This is a genomic window from Brevundimonas sp. UBA5713, from assembly GCF_002419815.1.
GTDB lineage: Bacteria > Pseudomonadota > Alphaproteobacteria > Caulobacterales > Caulobacteraceae > Brevundimonas.
Genome location: NZ_DIGV01000013.1, coordinates 22,486 through 39,162, shown reverse-complemented (window position 1 = coordinate 39,162; position 16,677 = coordinate 22,486). Strand labels below are relative to the sequence as shown.

General features: G+C 62.8%; 19 protein-coding genes. 11 read left to right on the top strand and 8 right to left on the bottom strand.

Annotation, left to right across the window (positions count from 1 at the left end; translation table 11 throughout):
- Positions 1-43: 43 nt before the first annotated feature.
- Positions 44-1,150 carry an S-(hydroxymethyl)glutathione dehydrogenase/class III alcohol dehydrogenase gene (locus B3B04_RS01825; RefSeq protein ID WP_292039266.1) on the bottom strand — a complete coding sequence of 369 codons (1,107 nt, stop codon included), beginning with the start codon at positions 1,148-1,150 and terminating at the stop codon, positions 44-46.
- Between the two features lie 178 nt (positions 1,151-1,328).
- On the opposite strand from B3B04_RS01825, the gene B3B04_RS01820 reads away from it, so the two are divergent.
- Positions 1,329-2,210 (top strand): LysR family transcriptional regulator, encoded by an 882-nt coding sequence (locus tag B3B04_RS01820; protein ID WP_292039265.1) that lies wholly within the window; start codon positions 1,329-1,331, stop codon positions 2,208-2,210.
- Here the strand turns inward: B3B04_RS01820 and B3B04_RS01815 are convergent.
- Entirely contained in the window at positions 2,207-3,664 is a 1,458-nt protein-coding gene (locus B3B04_RS01815) for an amidohydrolase family protein (RefSeq protein WP_292039264.1), read from the bottom strand. The two genes, B3B04_RS01820 and B3B04_RS01815, sit on opposite strands and share 4 nt — an antisense overlap.
- 51 nt (positions 3,665-3,715) lie before the next feature.
- On the opposite strand from B3B04_RS01815, the gene B3B04_RS01810 reads away from it, so the two are divergent.
- Entirely contained in the window at positions 3,716-4,417 is a 702-nt protein-coding gene (locus B3B04_RS01810; RefSeq protein ID WP_292039263.1) for an NAD-dependent deacylase, read from the top strand.
- On the opposite strand, the gene B3B04_RS01805 is transcribed toward B3B04_RS01810, so the two are convergent.
- Positions 4,414-4,737: a YnfA family protein gene (locus B3B04_RS01805; RefSeq protein ID WP_292039261.1), complete on the bottom strand. Its 324-nt coding sequence runs from the start codon at positions 4,735-4,737 to the stop codon at positions 4,414-4,416. The genes B3B04_RS01810 and B3B04_RS01805 overlap by 4 nt on opposite strands.
- Positions 4,738-4,899: 162 nt before the next feature.
- On the opposite strand from B3B04_RS01805, the gene B3B04_RS01800 reads away from it, so the two are divergent.
- From B3B04_RS01800 to truA, 5 genes are all read left to right on the top strand, one after another.
- The gene (locus tag B3B04_RS01800) at positions 4,900-5,316 is read left to right on the top strand and encodes an acyl-CoA thioesterase (protein WP_292039259.1); all 417 of its coding nucleotides are present in this window, start codon (positions 4,900-4,902) and stop codon (positions 5,314-5,316) included.
- Positions 5,317-5,403: 87 nt separating this feature from the next.
- Positions 5,404-5,967, top strand: a complete 564-nt coding sequence (gene def, locus B3B04_RS01795) for a peptide deformylase (protein WP_292039257.1) — start codon at positions 5,404-5,406, stop codon at positions 5,965-5,967.
- Positions 5,967-6,179, top strand: a complete 213-nt coding sequence (locus B3B04_RS01790) for a hypothetical protein (RefSeq protein ID WP_292039256.1) — start codon at positions 5,967-5,969, stop codon at positions 6,177-6,179. The genes def and B3B04_RS01790 overlap by 1 nt, the downstream gene beginning before the upstream one ends.
- A gap of 65 nt (positions 6,180-6,244) precedes the next feature.
- Positions 6,245-7,183, top strand: coding sequence for a methionyl-tRNA formyltransferase (gene fmt / locus B3B04_RS01785; protein ID WP_292039255.1), 939 nt, complete (start codon positions 6,245-6,247; stop codon positions 7,181-7,183).
- A gap of 1 nt (position 7,184) precedes the next feature.
- Positions 7,185-7,934, top strand: coding sequence for a tRNA pseudouridine(38-40) synthase TruA (gene truA, locus B3B04_RS01780; protein WP_292039253.1), 750 nt, complete (start codon positions 7,185-7,187; stop codon positions 7,932-7,934).
- Here the strand turns inward: truA and B3B04_RS01775 are convergent, their stop codons facing one another.
- Positions 7,935-8,381 carry a YidB family protein gene (locus B3B04_RS01775; protein ID WP_292039251.1) on the bottom strand — a complete coding sequence of 149 codons (447 nt, stop codon included), beginning with the start codon at positions 8,379-8,381 and terminating at the stop codon, positions 7,935-7,937.
- 149 nt (positions 8,382-8,530) lie between these two features.
- Here B3B04_RS01775 and B3B04_RS01770 point away from each other — a divergent pair, with 149 nt between their 5' ends.
- The 4 genes from B3B04_RS01770 to B3B04_RS01755 all read left to right on the top strand — a co-directional run bounded on the left by B3B04_RS01770 (position 8,531) and on the right by B3B04_RS01755 (position 11,703).
- Positions 8,531-9,610, top strand: a complete 1,080-nt coding sequence (locus tag B3B04_RS01770) for an acyltransferase family protein (RefSeq protein WP_292039248.1) — start codon at positions 8,531-8,533, stop codon at positions 9,608-9,610.
- A 100-nt stretch (positions 9,611-9,710) separates the two neighbouring features.
- Positions 9,711-10,232, top strand: coding sequence for a CHAP domain-containing protein (locus tag B3B04_RS01765; protein WP_292039245.1), 522 nt, complete (start codon positions 9,711-9,713; stop codon positions 10,230-10,232).
- 89 nt (positions 10,233-10,321) lie between these two features.
- Positions 10,322-11,164 (top strand): tryptophan 2,3-dioxygenase, encoded by an 843-nt coding sequence (locus B3B04_RS01760; RefSeq protein ID WP_292039243.1) that lies wholly within the window; start codon positions 10,322-10,324, stop codon positions 11,162-11,164.
- Positions 11,165-11,220: 56 nt separating this feature from the next.
- Complete coding sequence (locus tag B3B04_RS01755) at positions 11,221-11,703, top strand: PA2169 family four-helix-bundle protein (RefSeq protein ID WP_292039241.1); 483 nt, start codon at positions 11,221-11,223, stop codon at positions 11,701-11,703.
- A 76-nt stretch (positions 11,704-11,779) separates the two neighbouring features.
- Here the strand turns inward: B3B04_RS01755 and rplS are convergent, their stop codons facing one another.
- The 4 genes from rplS to B3B04_RS01735 all read right to left on the bottom strand — a co-directional run bounded on the left by rplS (position 11,780) and on the right by B3B04_RS01735 (position 16,624).
- Complete coding sequence (gene rplS, locus B3B04_RS01750; protein WP_292039239.1) at positions 11,780-12,190, bottom strand: 50S ribosomal protein L19; 411 nt, start codon at positions 12,188-12,190, stop codon at positions 11,780-11,782.
- A gap of 16 nt (positions 12,191-12,206) precedes the next feature.
- A complete protein-coding gene (gene trmD / locus B3B04_RS01745; RefSeq protein WP_292039237.1) occupies positions 12,207-12,917 on the bottom strand; it encodes a tRNA (guanosine(37)-N1)-methyltransferase TrmD in 711 nt (236 codons plus the stop codon).
- Positions 12,918-13,028: 111 nt separating this feature from the next.
- Entirely contained in the window at positions 13,029-14,867 is a 1,839-nt protein-coding gene (locus B3B04_RS01740; RefSeq protein WP_292039235.1) for a DUF885 domain-containing protein, read from the bottom strand.
- A gap of 89 nt (positions 14,868-14,956) precedes the next feature.
- The gene (locus B3B04_RS01735; RefSeq protein WP_292039233.1) at positions 14,957-16,624 is read right to left on the bottom strand and encodes a thiamine pyrophosphate-binding protein; all 1,668 of its coding nucleotides are present in this window, start codon (positions 16,622-16,624) and stop codon (positions 14,957-14,959) included.
- Positions 16,625-16,677 lie beyond the last annotated feature (53 nt).

Below are 16,677 nucleotides of genomic sequence, written 5' to 3'. Positions count from 1 at the left end.
GAGGGGAGCTTAAACCTAGTCAGTTTCTTTTGGCAACTATGCCTTAGAAAACGATGACCGAGCGGATCGACTTGCCTTCATGCATCAGGTCGAAGGCCTTGTTGATGTCTTCCAGACCGAAGGTGTGGGTGATCATCGGATCGATCTCGATCTTGCCGTCCATGTACCAGTCGACAATCTTCGGCGTGTCAGTACGGCCGCGCGCACCACCGAAGGCCGAACCCTTCCAAACACGGCCGGTGACCAGCTGGAACGGACGGGTGGCGATTTCCTTGCCGGCTTCGGCCACGCCGATGATGATGCTCTCGCCCCAACCGCGGTGGCAGGATTCCAGCGCCTGACGCATGACCTCGGTGTTGCCGGTGCAGTCGAAGGTATAATCAGCACCACCGTCGGTCAGGCGGATGACCTCGGCCACAACGTCCGGCGTGTTCTTCGGATTGATGAAGTCCGTCATGCCGAAGCGACGGCCCCATTCTTCCTTGTCGCCATTGATGTCGACGCCGATGATCTTGTCAGCACCAACCATCTTCAAGCCTTGGATCACGTTCAGGCCGATGCCGCCGAGGCCGAATACGACGCAGTTCGAACCCGGCTCGACCTTGGCGGTGTTGGTCACCGCGCCCACGCCGGTGGTGACACCGCAGCCGATGTAGCAGGCCTTGTCGAACGGGGCGTCTTTGCGGATCTTCGCCACAGCGATTTCCGGCATGACGGTGAAGTTCGAGAAGGTCGAGCAACCCATATAGTGATGGATCGTCTGGCCCTTATAGGAGAAGCGCGAGGTGCCATCCGGCATCAGGCCCTTGCCCTGCGTGCCACGGATCGAGGTGCACAGGTTGGTCTTGCGCGACAGGCACGACTTACACTGGCGGCATTCCGGCGTGTAGAGCGGGATGACGTGGTCGCCGACTTCCAGCGATGTCACGCCCGGGCCGACTTCAACCACAACGCCCGCGCCTTCGTGGCCGAGGATCGACGGGAACAGGCCTTCCGAATCCAGACCATCCAGGGTGTAGGCGTCGGTGTGGCAAACGCCCGTGGCCTTGATCTCGATCAGGACTTCACCAAAGCGCGGACCTTCCAGATCGACTTCGACGATTTCGAGCGGCTTCTTGGCTTCAAACGCTACGGCGGCGCGGGTTTTCATGGTTCTTGGTCCTCCGGAGGCCTCTATCGCTCGGCCCGCGGGGCCTCGCTGCTTGAGGGGATTTCCGTGAATGTGGCTGACGTTGTGGTTTGTTTTACGCTGCGATTGGGTTTGCGCATACCGGTAACAACCGCAAAACATTATTGCATAACAGCAACAATCTTGCTGCAACGTCCCCATGAGCAGATGGGACGGCATCGACGAGTTTACGGCTGTGGCCGAGCAGGCGAGCTTTTCAGGCGCGGCCAAACGGCTGGGACTGTCGACATCGGCGGTCAGTCGGGAGATCGCGCGGCTGGAGGATCGGCTGCAAACGCGCCTGCTTCATCGCACCACGCGCCGCGTTGAACTGACCGATGCGGGCCGCGAGTTTCTCGCCCGCTGCCGCCGCCTGATCGACGAGCGCGACGAGGCTCTGGCCGCCATCCAGCCGGATGACCATGCTCCGCGCGGCCTTCTGCGCATGACCTGCTCGGTTTCCTATGGCGAGCGGTTCATTGCCCCCGCCGTCAACGCCTTTGCGCGGCAGTATCCCGAACTGCGCATTGACCTCGATCTGGACAACCGCCTGCGCGACCTCGTGGGCGAAGGCTATGATCTGGCGATACGTTTCGGCCATCTGACAGACTCGCGACTGATGGCGCGGCGGCTGGCCTCGCGCTCGCTGATTTTGTGCGCCAGCCCCGATTATCTCTCCCGTCGCGGTGCCCCGCGCGACCTGTCGGAAATCGCCAGCCACGACACCCTCAGCGGCTCTTCCCAGCAATGGCGCTTTACCGAGGGCGGGCGCGAAATCACCATGACGCCCATGAGCCGCTGGCGCTGTAACTCTGGCACGGCGGTTATGGACGCTGCCTTGCAAGGACTAGGGCTGTGCCAACTGCCGGACTTCTACGTGCGGGATGCTCTGCACAGCGGTGCGCTGGTGGCCGTACTCGATGCGCATCGCCCACCCGATGAAGGGGTGTGGGCGGTACACCCCCACCCCCGCCACGTCCCGCCCAAGGTACGGGCCATGATCGACTGGCTACAGGATCAACTGGCTGCCACCAGACCTTAAGAGTTGGCCGCTTCCACCTCGGCAACCTTGGCGCGGATCGCAGCATCCAGCTGTTGCAGCGCCTCCTGATCGTGGACCCGACCGCCCTGAACCACCGCCTCGATCTGGCGGGTGGCCGCGACGTCTTCTAGCGGATTGGCTTCAAGCACCAGCAGGTCTGCCACCTTGCCCGCTTCGACCGCGCCATAGTTGGCGCTCAGCCCCATCAGGGCCGGACCGTTAATGACCGACGCTTCCAGCGCCTCGCGCGGGGTCAGGCCATTGGCGACATAGAGTGCCAGTTCGTCATGCAGTGAAAAGCCGGGATAATTGTAGCTGTTCAGATAGCCCGCATCCGTGCCCGCCAGAATACGCACGCCCGCCTGACGCAGCAGCGGCAGGGTCTTCAGCGTTACCTCTTCGACGAAATGGCGCGCGCGCACCATCTCCGGCGTGGCCTGTTTCGAGCGCTCTACGCGCCAGTCATAGGTGGCGACGATGCCCGGTCCCACATAGGCCAGCTCGCGGTCGTTCGAATGGTCGGCGCTGTCCAGACGTGCAATCAGCGACGAGCCGTGCTGGGTCGGCGAGGCCATCACGCCCAGCTGGGCAAGACGGCGATAGGTGCGCAAAGCCACCTCTTCGTCAAAGGTCTCGGCATAGCGGGCCATGGCCTCGGCATAGGTCAGCTTGCCCGCGATATAGTCGGCGGAAATCTGCGCCTCTTCGCGCGATCCGGCCTTCATCAGATAGTTCAGGTGCTCGATGGTCGACAGGCCCGCTTCCGCCGCCTGAAGCACGGTCAGCTCCATCGGAATATGGCCCGACGTCTTCATCCCGCGCGCCTTGGCCTGCGACACCGCATAGAGGAAAAGCTCGGGCTTCAGCGTATTGTCAGTGATCTTCACGAAGTCGACGTTCAGGGCCTGAAGCCGGTCCAGCGCCGCATCCACATCGGCCTCGCTACCCGTTTCGATCACGCCCTTCCACACCGGTGCAATACCTTCGATCTTGGGACCGGAGGTAAAGATGCGCGGGCCCACCTCGCGCGGGCTATCGCCACGCCATTGAAGGACCGTCTGCGCCAGATCACCTGCCGCATCGCGCACCGCCGTCACGCCGTTCAGTACGAACAGCGGCAGCAGGTCGGCGTTTTCTTCCTCAAGACCTGCCCCGCCGAAATGGATGTGGTTGTCCCACAGGCCGGGCATCACATAGGATCCGCCGACGTGCAGCATACGGCCTGCTTCATAACGCTGGGGCTGTTCGCTATCACTGACCACGCCTACGATCACGCCATCGCGGATGGCCACCGAACGGTCGGCGGTCACCATGCCTTGGGCCACATCCACCACACGGGCGTTCTGGATAATCAGGTCCACCGTCACCGGCTCGGCCATGCCCTTGAGCGGAAGGAACAAAACCGCAGAGGCCGCAGCCACGGTCAGAGATAGGCGATTTACAAGCGTCAACATTCAGGAACTATAGGTCGACGAGCCTCAAAATCTATAGCCGCAGGAAGCGCCATGAACCTTGTCGTCCTGACCGGAGCCGGAATATCCGCCGAAAGCGGCGTGCCGACCTTTCGCGCCAGCGACGGGCTTTGGGAGGGGCACAGGGTCGAACAGGTCGCCACGCCCGAAGGCTATGCCGCCAATCCGGCCCTGGTTCAGGAATTTTACAACCAGCGCCGCGCCTTTCTGCCCAATGTGGAGCCCAATGCCGCGCACAGGGCGCTGGCCGCACTGGCGGCGCGTTGGAAAGGCGACTTCACCTTGGTGACGCAGAATGTCGATGACCTGCACGACCGCGCCCATGAGGACATCGCGCCCGCCGAGGGGTTCAGCCTGATCCATATGCACGGCGAACTGCTCAAGGCGCGCTGCACCCGCACGGGCAAGGTTATGGACTGGCGCGGCGACCTTCAGCCCTATCATCCGTCGCCGTTTGATCCGCTGGGCTATCTGCGCCCGCACATCGTCTGGTTCGGAGAGATACCGTTGGAGATGGAGCGGATCGAAAAGGCTCTGTCGGAATGCGACCTGTTCGTCTCCATCGGTACCTCGGGCAATGTCTATCCGGCGGCAGGCTTTGTGCAGCTGGCCAAGATGGCAGGGGCGCGGACGGTAGAGCTGAATCTGGAGCCTACCACCGGTGCCAGCCTGTTTGACGACGGCTACTATGGCCCTGCAACGCAGGTCGTGCCCGCGTTCTTCGACCGGCTTTAGCCGCGCGGGGCGAACAAGATAATGGCCGCGCCCGCCAGACAGACCGCCCCGCCCAGCAGGTCCCAGCGGTCAGGTGCCGTCTTTTCCACCATCCCCATCCAGAGCAGAGACGCACAGATATAGACCCCGCCATAGGCCGCAAAAACGCGCCCTGCCGCATCGGTCGGCACCAGCGTCAGCAGCCATGCAAAGACGATCAGGCTCAATACACCCGGCACCAGCCACAGCGGCGAGCGATCCAGCTTCAGCCACGCCCAAAAGGCAAAACAGCCCGCGATTTCGGCCAGCGCGGCGAGGGGATAGACCAGTGCCATCTTCATTCCTGCGATGAAGCACCGCACCGCGCATCCCACAAGACTTGTCGTGCCACCTGCGTCAAAACCCGACACCCAAGGTGATTTGCCCTTTAGGCCCGCCGCGCGCACAAACCGGCGAAATCGGGCCGACCTCCTCCTCCCCCTTGCGGCCCCGGACTGTTTGAGATGACCACCGACGCGATCAATCCTCCCACCCTGCCCAAGACCAAACCTTATGGCCGCATCATCGCCATGCCCGCCGACACCAACCCCGATGGCGACATCTTCGGCGGCTGGCTGCTGGCCCAGATGGACTTGCACGGCGCCACCCCGGCGTTCGAGCGTGCCGGAGGCCGCTGCGCCACCGTGGCGCTGGACGGCATGGTCTTTCACCAGCCGGTTACCATCGGTGACGAGGTGACCATCTACGCCCGCATCATCCAGACTGGCCGTACCTCCATCCGCGTCCACGTCGAGGCTTGGAAGCGCGCCCGCGGTCAGGCCGAGGCCGACAGCGTGCGTGTGACCGAGGGCATCTTCACCTATGTCGCCATCGACGAAGACCGCAAGCCGCGCCCGCTGCCGGAACAGGACGACGCCTAAAGCCTCCGTCCACGCGCCTTTTCATGATATAAGGGGGCAAGGTCGCATTATCTTGACCTTGTCACCTGCAGACCCTACCTCCCGACCATGGCTATCCGACGCATTCTGACCATCGATAATCCGGCCGATCTGGCCATCCTGAAGACCGTGGCCAAACCGGTCGAAGGCGGCGTGACCGACGAGGTCCGTGCCCTGATGGATGACATGCTGGACACCATGTATGACGCCCCCGGCATCGGGCTGGCCGCGCCGCAGATCGGCGTGCTGGACCGCGTGGTCGTCATGGACCTGGGCGACAAGGACGTCCCGGAAGGTCTGGAAGGCGAAGAGGCCGAAAAGGCGTCGCGCAATCCGCGCTATTTCGTGAACCCGGAAATCCTGTGGTCGTCGGAAGATACCCTGCCGTACGAAGAAGGCTGCCTGTCGATCCCGTCGTACTACGACGCGGTCGAGCGTCCGGCCCGCGTGCGCGTGTCCTACCTGAACTATCAGGGTGAAAAGATCGAAGAAGAAATCGACGGCCTTTATGCCGTTTGTTTCCAACACGAACTGGACCATCTGAACGGCGTGCTGTTCATTGATCACCTGTCGCGTCTGCGCCGTGATCGCGCTGTCGCCAAGGTCAAGAAACACCAGAGGATGGCTGCCTGATGACCCGTCGTCGCCAACTGACTCCCGCCCAACGTCGCCGTATGACCCGCGCTGAAAAGGTTGGCGTGGCCTCGGCTGCGACCCTGATCGGCGTGGCGGCCATTGGTATTGTGGCCGGTCTGCTGCTGGACCGCCTGCTGGACTTTGACGACGCTCTGGACGCCGGTGGCGCATGGGATCTGGACGGCAGCACCCACACCCGCTGGCAGTAAGCCTCTCCTTCCTTTAAAGGCGAGGCCCTCCCGTCCATGTTCCGGCACGGGATGAAGGAGTCATCATGCGCCTCGCCTTTATGGGAACCCCCGAATTCGCCGTGCCGTCTCTGGCCGAGCTGATTGCCGCCGGTCACGAGATCGTCGCGGTCTATTCCCAGCCGCCGCGCCCCAAGGGCCGTGGCCAGAAACTGACCCCCTCGCCCGTCCATGCTTTTGCAGAGTCGATGGGCCTGCCGGTGTTCACGCCGGACTCCATGAAATCCGACGAGGCCATCGAGACGTTCAAATCGCTCGATCTGGATGCCGCTATCGTCGTGGCCTATGGCCAAATCCTGAAAACCGAAGTGCTGGAAGCGCCGCGTCTGGGCTGTTTCAACCTGCACGGTTCGATGCTGCCGCGCTGGCGCGGGGCCGCACCGATCCAGCGCGCCATCATGGCCGGCGACAAGCAGACCGCGGTGCAAGTCATGCGCATGAGCGAGGGCTTGGACGAAGGCGCGATCATCCTGTCCGAAGTGCTGGACATCTATCCGACAGACACCGCCGCCAGCCTGTCCGAACGCATGAGCCACACCGGTGCCGCCCTGTGGTCGCGCGCCTTGGCCGCCATCGAGCGCGGTGGTGCACAGGAAGTCGAACAGGTCGGGGAAGTCACCTACGCCAGGAAGATCACCTCTGCCGAGGCCCAGATCGACTGGACCCGCCCTGCCGCCGAGGTGGACGCCCACATCCGTGGCCTGTCGCCCTTCCCCGGTGCATGGTTCGAGGTCGAGCACGACGGCCAGCCCGTCCGCATCAAGGCGCTGCTGTCAGAAGTGGTCGACGGCTCGGGCCAGCCGGGCGAGTTGATCGCTCAGGACCTGACGATTGCCTGCGGTACAGGTGCCGTTCGCCTGATCCGCGCCCAGCGTGCGGGCAAAGCCCAGCAGTCGGGCACCGAACTGCTGAACGGCTTCAAGATCGAAACCGGTAGTCTTTTCAGTTCGGCTCAGCGCGCCTGATATGCCCCGCTACCGCTTCACGGTCGAATACGACGGCTCGGCTTATAACGGCTTTCAGGCCCAGAAAGATCAGCCCACGGTTCAGGGCGCGCTGGAGGCTGCCATCAAGGCCTTCAGCGGTCAGGATGTGCGTATCGCCGCGGCTGGCCGGACGGACACGGGCGTGCACGCCACGGGCCAGACCTGCCATGTCGATCTGGACAAGGACTGGCCTGCTCGCACCGTTATGAACGCCATGAACGCCCATATGCTGGACGAGGCGGTTTCGGTGCTGGACTGCGTGCCGGTCAGCGATGACTGGCATGCGCGCTTTACGGCCAATGGACGCAAATACCTCTATCGCATCCTGAATCGCCCGGGCCGTCCGGCGATTGATCAAGGCCGAGTCTGGCACGTTAAAAAAGAGCTGGATGCCGAGGCGATGAATGTCGCGGCCCAATACCTTCTGGGCCAGCACGACTTCACCAGCTTCCGCGATGCCCAGTGTCAGGCGCAAAGCCCGATCAAGACCATGGATGTCGCGCGCGTAACCCGCGTGGGTCAGGAAGTGCATCTTGTGTTCGAGGCGCGCAGCTTTCTGCACCGTCAGGTGCGCTCCATGACCGGATCGCTGGCCGAGGTCGGCTTGGGTCGCTGGACGCCGGAACAGTTCAAGGCCGCCCTTGATGCCGCCGACCGCACACGTTGCGGACCGGTTGCGCCGTCGGACGGCCTGTATTTGACCGGCGTCACCTACGACCTAGAGGCGTAATTACTTCTTCAGCATTCCGCCGAGGATGCTGCCGAGGTTGCCCAGCCCGCCACCGGTACCGCCGCCCAGCAGGCCGCCGAGGATGTCGCCCATATCCACGCCCTGTTTCGGATTGGCGGCATCGCCATCCGGCGTCAGCTTGTCGATAATGATCGGCAAGGCCATGGCCAGCACCCCCGCAGCCTGAGCCGGCGAGACACCCAGCCTCTGCGCGAACTGGCCGATCGGGCCAGAGCCGATGATGGCCTCGATCTGCTGGGCCGAGATCGGCAGGTTGTTGCCGCCGCCCAGCCAGGACTTGGCGATATCGCCCAGACCGCCGGCGCTGAACTTCTGCGTCAGGCCCTGCACACCGCCTTGGGACTCGATCAGCTCCTGTACGCCGCCGATCGCCTCGGCCCCGCCCGGAAGGCCGCCCTTACCCATCAGTTCATCCAGAAAGCTCATCGCCATGTCCTTTGTCTAAGGCCGCACCTTGGCCGTTGTGATGCCACAAGCCTAATCGTCGAATTGCAAACATGCGTGACAGGCTTTGGTTCGCCCGCTTGGCACCAAAGGTGCACCGACTCCGCCGTCCTCCCCCACGGTGTCGCCACATGCTCCAGATCAACACACCCCGAAACCTGAAGCCGCTGACCAGCCTGCGCTTTGTCGCGGCCCTGTGGGTCGCGCTGTTCAGTTTTTGGCCGCATCTGGACGTGGCGGGCACGCCGATGATCATCGCCAAGGGCTATCTGGGGGTGGAGCTGTTTTTTGTGCTGTCGGGCTTCATTATCGCCCACGTCTATCTGGAGCGTTTCGGCCAGAAGCGGTTTTCCTACCGCGCTTTTGTCGCTGCGAGGCTGGCGCGCATCTATCCGCTGCATCTGGCCGCGCTATTGACGGTACTGGTCTCGGGGCTGGCGGCCTCGGCTGCGGGCATCGCCATCAGCGACAATGTGCTGCACTGGCCCAGCCTGATCCCCAATCTGCTGATGATCAATGCCTGGGGCGTGACCGATGTTGCGGGCTGGAACCATCCGTCATGGTCGGTGTCGGCCGAGTGGTTCGCCTATCTGACCTTTCCCGCCTATGCGCTGGTCACGTGGCGGTTAAGGCAAAGACCGCTGATCGCGCTGGGTCTGGCCATCGGACTGATGATCGGCCTCTATCTCGGCTTTCCGCGCCTGACGGGGTCCGCGCTGACGCAGGCGACCTATCACTGGGGCGCGCTGCGGATCGTGCCCTGTTTTGCCTATGGCTGTGCCCTGTATCTGGCCTATCGCCAGCACAGGCCGTCGCGGCCTTGGGTAGGCATCGGGATCGGGGCGGCCATGATGATCCTGAGCGCGGGATTGATCGGATCGGACCTTCTAACCGTGCTGTCGGCGGGCAGTCTGATCGTGTCCTTGGCGGGCCTGAATGATCGCCACGCGGGCCTATTGGCGTACCGTCCGACGGTGTGGCTGGGCGAAATCAGCTATGCCGTTTATATTTTTTCAGCCCCGTGGCTGATGCTGTCGGTCAATCTGATGGCGCGGCTGACAGGCAGTGCCGACAAGGTGTTTAGCTGGCCCCTATGGAGCCTTCTGATCCTGGGATTGCTGGGTTTGGCCGCCATCGCGCACCGGTTGATCGAGCAGCCTGCGAGGCGCGCCATCCGGCAGGTCTCACCTTCCCAACCGTCGATCTCCTAGGTTTCGTGTGGATTTTTTCCGTTACGCTCTGAAACAAAGCTTCAACCTTTGGTGATCATGCTCTAGTAATCTGACCACCCCGAAGTCAGGAGCACGCCAGATGATGAAACGGCTCACCGCCGCCGCTCTTGCGGCAACCCTCGGATTTTTCACGCTTGCCACTCCGGTGCAGGTGGAAGCACGCGACCCTTACTGGCAGTGCGTCACCTTTGCCCGAATGTTCTCCGGCATCCAGATTTTCGGTGATGCGTGGACCTGGTGGCGTCAGGCCGTAGACCGCTTCCGTACCGGCACTTCGCCGGAAACCGGTTCGGTTCTCGTCTTCCAACCCCATGGCCGTATGCGCGCGGGCCACGTGGCGGTTGTCTCCGATGTTCTGACTGATCGGGTGATCCGCGTCACCCACGCCAACTGGGGCGGAAGCCGCGGCAAGGTCGAGGAGAACGTCACCGTCGTAGACGTTTCCGACCAAGGCAACTGGAGCCGCGTCAAGGTCTGGTACAATCCGATCAACGATCTAGGCACCACCGAATATCCGACCTACGGCTTCATCTACAAAACCGCTGCCGAGGCTGCTGCTGCCGGTCGCGATGCAGTCGCCGAAGTGACCGCCGGCCAGTAAAAATCCTGCCATCGCAGACTGCGAACACGCCCCGTCCCTCATCCGGCGGGGCGTTTCCAATTTCGCTTCAAACGGGCGATACAGGACCCATGACCCAAGCCAACGATATCCGAAGCCAGTCGATCGAAAATGCGCGCCACGAACCTCAGGGCGTGACCTATGCGGGCTATCTGTCGCTGGATCAGCTGCTCGGTGCGCAAAGCCCGCGCACCGACCAACATGACGAAATGCTCTTCGTCATCATCCACCAGACCAAGGAACTGTGGCTCAAGCAGATCCTGCACGAGGTGGCGCTGGCCCAGTCGCTGATCCGCGCTGGCGATCTGGTGCCCGCCTATAAGTCGCTGGCCCGCGTCAGCCGTATTCAGGCGGTGATGACCCAGAGCTGGGACATTCTGGCGACCATGACGCCTGCCGACTATCTGAAATTCCGTGGCGACCTTGGCGCATCGTCCGGCTTCCAGAGCGACCAGTTCCGCCGTCTGGAAACCATGCTGGGTCTAAAAGACCCGCGCTTCCTGCGCTTTCATGCCGAGCGGCCACAGGCCCATGCCGCGCTCAAGGCCGCGCTGGAAGCCCCGTCCGTTTATGACGATGCCCTGCGCCAGCTGCATCTGGCCGGATTGCACATTCCCGAAGAGGTGCTGAACCGCGACGTCTCCACCCAGTATGAGGCCCATCCGGCGGTCGAGGCTGCTTGGCTGGAGGTCTATCGCAACACCGAACGCTGGTGGCCGCTGTACCAACTCGCGGAAAAGCTGGTGGACATGGACGATGCCCTGCTGACATGGCGTCACAAGCACATTGTCACCGTCGAGCGCATCATCGGGCGCAAGATGGGCACGGGCGGTACGGACGGGGTCGGCTATCTGGTCGAGACGCTGAAACGCCGCTGCTTTCCCGAACTGTGGAGCCTGCGGACGCAGCTATAAGCAACCTGTGGGCCATCGAGGGCGTTCAAAAGTCTCCAGAAAGGAGCCTCCTCCCCATGAGCGCCAACAGTCACGATATCAAAGTGCTGAACTCCCTTATCGAAGGCCTGATCGATTGCGCCGACGGTTATCGCGGAGCCTCCGACCAGACCAACGACCCGCGCTACAGCCAATGGTTCGAGCGCCGCGCTGCGGAACGCCTCGACATAGCCGAAGCCCTGAAACAGGAGGTTCGTGACCGGGGCGGCACGCCCGAGGACAACGGCTCGATCCTCGCCAAGGCCTCGCGCGCCTTCAACGGCTTCACCCAGGCGGTACTGGGTAGCCAGAAGTCCGCTTTTGAAATGGTCCAGAACGCCGAGGCCAAGCTGAAGGGTCAGTTCGAGAACGCTCGCAACGACCAGAAGCTGTCGGCCACCACCCGCGAGACCATCCGTCGCGGACTGGACCAGATCATCGCCGCCGAAAGCGATCTGGCTGCGCTGAGCGACTATCTGGACCCGCATGACCAGAGCGCGGACCCACACGCCCCGAACTGACGGATCCAGGGTCCGGACAGCAAAAAACCCCGCCGCATCCGCGACGGGGTTTTTCATTATCAGCGAAGGGCTGATCTTAGCCTTCGGTCGACTCTTCAGTGCCGGTGACCGGAACGGCGACCTTGCGAGCGGTCTGACGTTCGGCGATACGGGCCGACTTACCGCGACGGTCGCGCAGGTAGTACAGCTTGGCGCGACGGACGACACCGCGGCGCTTCACTTCGATCGACTCAACGTTCGGCGACAGGATCGGGAAGCGACGCTCGACGCCTTCACCGAACGAAATCTTGCGGACCGTGAAGGTCTCGTTGATGCCGCCGCCATCACGGGCGATGCAGACGCCTTCAAAGGCCTGGATACGCTCGCGCTCACCTTCTTTAATGCGCACGTTCACGCGCAGGGTGTCGCCCGGTTGGAAATCCGGAATGGTCTTGCCTTCGAGCAGGCGGGCTTTTTCTTCGGCAGCGAGTTGCTGAACGATATTCATGGTCTATCTCCGGAGCTTATTTGCTCTTTACCTGTAAGTTGGCGAGATACTGCTCCCAGAGGTCTGGGCGCCGTTCCCGCGTTGTGATTTCCCGCTGTTCCTGACGCCATTTTGCGATCTTTTTATGATCGCCCGACAGCAGAACCTCGGGAATCTCGTGCCCCTCGAACGTCCGCGGTCGCGTGTACTGCGGATATTCAAGAAGGTTGTCTTCGAAGCTCTCGGACGTCAGGCTTTCCGCCGCACCCAAGACCCCCGGCACCAACCGGACGCACGCCTCGATCGCCACCATGGCCGCTGCCTCGCCACCGGCAAGGACCGCGTTTCCGACGGAGACCTCCTCGAACCCGCGCGCATCAAGTACCCGCTGGTCCACCCCCTCGAAACGGCCGCACAGCACGACGATACCGTCGGCTTTCGCCCACTCCTTCACTCGCGCCTGCGTCAGGGGCCTGCCGCGTGCGCTCATGTACAAAAGCGGCCGAGGGGGACCTTCAAGGCTGTCTAAAGCCCTTGCCACCACGTCCGCTTTGAGTACCTGACCCGAACCGCCACCCGCAGGGGTGTCGTCCAGGAAGCCGCGCTTATCCTCGGAAAACGCGCGAATGTCCAGCGTTTCCAGATTCCACAGCCCCTTCTCGCGCCATGCGGTGCCGATCAGCGACACGCCGAGCGGGCCCGGAAAGGCCTCGGGGAACATGGTCAGGACGGTTGCGGTAAAAGCCATGCGCGGCCTTTAGCGCCGAACCCTCTCAAAAGCAAAAGAGAGAGAGGGCAAAAGCAAAAGGGCGGAAGGTCTGAAACCTCCCGCCCCCGTGTCGCTTACGCGCCTGTTTTCTTACAGGCTCGGATGACCGCCGCCAGCAGCGATCCACGCATCGACCTGCTCTTCCAGAACTTCGAGCGGCACAGCGCCCGAGCCCAGAACCACCGTGTGGAAGTCACGGATGTTGAACTTGTCACCCAGCGCCGCCTGCGCCTTGCGACGCAGTTCGAAGATCTTCAGCTCGCCGATCTTATAGCTGGTCGCCTGACCCGGATTGGTGATGTAGCGCTCGACTTCCTTGACGATGTCGCGCTCAGACAGCAGCGAGTTCTGGCGGAAGTAGGAAATAGCGTCCTCGCGGCTCCAGCGCTTGGCGTGCAGGCCGGTGTCCAGCACCAGACGCACGGCGCGCCACAGCTCGGTCGAGAGACGGCCAAAGTCCGAGTACGGGTCCTGATAGAAGCCCATCTCCTTGCCCAGCTGCTCGGAATACAGGCCCCAGCCTTCCGAATAGACGCCATAGCCGCCAAAGCGACGGAAGGAGGGCACACCCTCCATTTCCTGAGCATAGGCGATCTGGAAGTGGTGGCCCGGCGCGCCTTCGTGCAGGCTGATGCCTTCAACCTGCGGCTTCAGTACCTGCGTCATGTCCGACAGGTTCATATAGTAGATGCCCGGACGCGAGCCGTCCGGTGCCGGACGGTTGTAGAAGGCGACCGAGGCGGTGGCTTCGCGGAACGGCTCGACCGCACGCACTTCCAGCTTGGCCTTCGGCAGGATGGAGAACCACTGCGGGGCGATCTCCATCACACGGTTCACATAGCCGCGCGCGTCCTCGAGGAAGGCTTCCTTGCCTTCCGGCGTGTTCGGATACTGGAACTGCGGGTCGGTTTTGATGAAGGTGAAGAACTCTTGCAGGGTGCCGCTAAAGCCGACCTGCTCTTTGATCTTCTCCATATCGGCCTGAATGCGGGCCACTTCGGCCAGACCGATGTTGTGGATTTCATCGGCGGTCAGATTGGTGGTGGTCGAGAACTTCAGACGCGAGTTGTAGTAGGCCTCGCCGTCCGGCAGGCGCCACACGCCGTCATTGCTGTCAGCCTTGGCCTGCGCTTCGCCCAGTGCGGTCAGGACGGTTTCAAAACCGCGCTTGTACGGGCCGGTGAGAGCCGCTTGGGCCGAGGCCAGCAGGCGATCCTTGGTGGCCTGATCGGTATCGAGGGCGCTGACCTTCTTCTGGAAGTCCTCCCACACCGGATTGACGCCCGCGCCTTCGAACGGCGCGCCCTGGATGACGGCGCGGGTGTTGTCGATGCTGGGTTCGAACACGAAGATCGGCGAGACAATCCCCTTGGCCGTGCGGTCACGCAGGGTAGCCGCCACCTGACCCATATAGCGCTCGGTATCGACCAGACGGGCCACATAGGCCTCGGCATCCGACACGCTGGTCACGCGGTGGTTGTTGATCAGAAACACCGGCAGGGTGGTGGTCGGGTTGCCGTTGGCGGCAAACTGGAAGCCCCAGTCGCGCCATTGCGCCGACAGGCGCTGCTGCTCGACCTGATATTCGAACAGACGCACCGACAGCTGGTTCTGGGTCGACAACTTGCTGACGTCAAAAGACGACTTCAGTTCGGCCAGTTGCGCCTCGGCCAGAGCCAGCGAACGGGCCTGTGCCTCCGGCGACTGGTCGTCCAGCTTGTCATAGTCCGTTTTCAGACCCATCGAGGTCATCTGTTGCGGGCTCAGCGACAGGCGGGCCTGATAGGCGGCCTCGAACCACTCGGCCAGACGGGCGTCCTCGCTCTGGGCGCTGGCCACGGCGGGCGCAGCCGCCGGAGCGGCCACGGCCATCGGTGCCACAGCCGACAAAGCCAGTGCAGCCACGGAAGAAATCAAAATACGGCGCATAGCGCTCCCCTCACTCCAAAAAGTGGGGTCACAGTTTCAGCAAAGCGCCGCCGTTACAAGATTACGTCCAGTTGAAATGACCGTGACATTTAGTTGCGCTGGCGCAGCTGGGTGATGGTCTTGGCTGGCGAGATCTGTTCGGTGTCGGCGATCAGGTGGATCAGCGCCGGCTGGCCCCGCTCGGTCGCCTGACAGGCCTGCGCCAAGGCGGCGGGGAAGTCTCCGGTGGCGTTGACGCGGATACCGAAGGCTCCAAAGGCTTCGGCATATTTGACGAAGTCCGGGTTCTTGATATCAGTGGCGATCACGCGGGCCGGATAGTGGGTCTCCTGGTGCATCCGGATGGTGCCGAAGCTGGAGTTGTCGACCACGATCACAATGACCGGCAGATTGTACTGAACCGCAGTGGCCAGCTCGCAGGCGCTCATCATGAAGTCGCCGTCACCGGCAAAACACACCACCATCCGCTCGGGCATCACGGCCTTGGCCGCCAGTGCTGCGGGATAGCCATAGCCCATAGCCCCAGACGTCGGGGCCACCTGCGCACGGCGGGCTTGGTGGTGATAGAAACGGTGCAGCCATGCGGCAAAGTTACCCGCGCCATTGGTCAGCACCGCATCCTTGGGCAGGCCGACCGTCAAATGGCGTACCACCTCCGAAAGGTTCACCGCGCCCACGGTCTGGATCGGTGCAGAGAAGGCCAGATAAGCCTCATTGGCCGCACGCGCCTGATCGTGCCACAGGCGGTCCACCTCGATCCGGGAGATAGCCAGTGCGGCCAGACTGTTATCGGCCGTGGCCGACATCAGCGGTGCCCACACGCGGCCCGCTTCTTCGGCCCCCGGCAGGATGTGGATCAGCGTCTGCGCCGTGCGGCTACGATCAAGCGTGGTATAGCCCTGCGTCGCGTTTTCGCCGAGGCGCGCGCCGATGGCGATGATCAGGTCCGACTGCTTGGCCCGCTCGATCAGCTTGGGGCTGCATCCAATGCCCAGATCACCGGCATAGCAGGGGTGCAGGTTGGAGATCAGGTCTTTACGGCGGAACGACAGGGCCAGCGGAATGCCCAGCCGCTCGGCCCAGTTGGCCATGGCGGTGGTGGCCTCATCGCTCCAGCCCGAGCCACCCAGCACCAGCAGCGGGCTTTCGGCCTTGGACAGGCGCTCGCTCAGTTCAGCCACAAAGGCGGGGTCGAGTGCCGAGCGGGCGGGCGTGACCGGCTTGACCGGTGCGGGGCCGCCGTCTTCGTGCAGCAGGTCTTCGGGCAGGGCGATAACCACCGGCCCCATGCGGCCTTGCAGCGCCGTGGCAAAGGCGCGCTCGACGATTTCCACGGTGCGTTCGGGGCTTTCGATCTCGGTCGCCCATTTGGCCAGCCCCCCGAAGGTCTGGCGATAATCGACCTCTTGAAACGCCCCGCGACCGCGGTCGGTCAGGGCGATCTGGCCCACGAACAGGATCATGGGCGTGGAATCCTGCTGGGCGGTATGTACGCCGATAGAGGCCTGTGTGGCCCCCGGTCCGCGCGTGACCATGCAGATGCCCGGCTTGCCCGTCAGCTTGCCATAGGCCTCGGCCATATTGGCCGCGCCCGCCTCGTGACGGCACACGATGACCTCGATCTTGTCGCGCACATCGTACAGCGCATCCAGCACCGCCAGATAGCTTTCGCCGGGAACGCAGAACACCTTGTCGACCCCGTTCAGGACCAGGGTTTCAACCAGCCGACGGGCGGAGGAGGCAGAGGCGTTCGTCATAAAGGTCCCGCTTACGAAACTATTGGATATAATGGCCCGCTAGGGCCTTACCC

What these genes read in the sequence shown, in the direction of transcription:
- B3B04_RS01790 (WP_292039256.1), top strand. Translation starts at nt 5,967, where the DNA reads ATGACCCGTCGTCGCCAACTGACTCCCGCCCAACGTCGCCGTATGACC.
- B3B04_RS01760 (WP_292039243.1), top strand. Translation starts at nt 10,322, where the DNA reads ATGACCCAAGCCAACGATATCCGAAGCCAGTCGATCGAAAATGCGCGC.
- def (WP_292039257.1), top strand. Translation starts at nt 5,404, where the DNA reads ATGGCTATCCGACGCATTCTGACCATCGATAATCCGGCCGATCTGGCC.
- B3B04_RS01775 (WP_292039251.1), bottom strand. Translation starts at nt 8,381, where the DNA reads ATGAGCTTTCTGGATGAACTGATGGGTAAGGGCGGCCTTCCGGGCGGG.
- B3B04_RS01770 (WP_292039248.1), top strand. Translation starts at nt 8,531, where the DNA reads ATGCTCCAGATCAACACACCCCGAAACCTGAAGCCGCTGACCAGCCTG.
- truA (WP_292039253.1), top strand. Translation starts at nt 7,185, where the DNA reads ATGCCCCGCTACCGCTTCACGGTCGAATACGACGGCTCGGCTTATAAC.
- B3B04_RS01815 (WP_292039264.1), bottom strand. Translation starts at nt 3,664, where the DNA reads ATGTTGACGCTTGTAAATCGCCTATCTCTGACCGTGGCTGCGGCCTCT.
- B3B04_RS01820 (WP_292039265.1), top strand. Translation starts at nt 1,329, where the DNA reads ATGAGCAGATGGGACGGCATCGACGAGTTTACGGCTGTGGCCGAGCAG.
- B3B04_RS01800 (WP_292039259.1), top strand. Translation starts at nt 4,900, where the DNA reads ATGACCACCGACGCGATCAATCCTCCCACCCTGCCCAAGACCAAACCT.
- trmD (WP_292039237.1), bottom strand. Translation starts at nt 12,917, where the DNA reads ATGGCTTTTACCGCAACCGTCCTGACCATGTTCCCCGAGGCCTTTCCG.
- fmt (WP_292039255.1), top strand. Translation starts at nt 6,245, where the DNA reads ATGCGCCTCGCCTTTATGGGAACCCCCGAATTCGCCGTGCCGTCTCTG.
- B3B04_RS01805 (WP_292039261.1), bottom strand. Translation starts at nt 4,737, where the DNA reads ATGAAGATGGCACTGGTCTATCCCCTCGCCGCGCTGGCCGAAATCGCG.
- B3B04_RS01825 (WP_292039266.1), bottom strand. Translation starts at nt 1,150, where the DNA reads ATGAAAACCCGCGCCGCCGTAGCGTTTGAAGCCAAGAAGCCGCTCGAA.
- B3B04_RS01740 (WP_292039235.1), bottom strand. Translation starts at nt 14,867, where the DNA reads ATGCGCCGTATTTTGATTTCTTCCGTGGCTGCACTGGCTTTGTCGGCT.
- B3B04_RS01810 (WP_292039263.1), top strand. Translation starts at nt 3,716, where the DNA reads ATGAACCTTGTCGTCCTGACCGGAGCCGGAATATCCGCCGAAAGCGGC.
- B3B04_RS01735 (WP_292039233.1), bottom strand. Translation starts at nt 16,624, where the DNA reads ATGACGAACGCCTCTGCCTCCTCCGCCCGTCGGCTGGTTGAAACCCTG.
- B3B04_RS01755 (WP_292039241.1), top strand. Translation starts at nt 11,221, where the DNA reads ATGAGCGCCAACAGTCACGATATCAAAGTGCTGAACTCCCTTATCGAA.
- B3B04_RS01765 (WP_292039245.1), top strand. Translation starts at nt 9,711, where the DNA reads ATGATGAAACGGCTCACCGCCGCCGCTCTTGCGGCAACCCTCGGATTT.
- rplS (WP_292039239.1), bottom strand. Translation starts at nt 12,190, where the DNA reads ATGAATATCGTTCAGCAACTCGCTGCCGAAGAAAAAGCCCGCCTGCTC.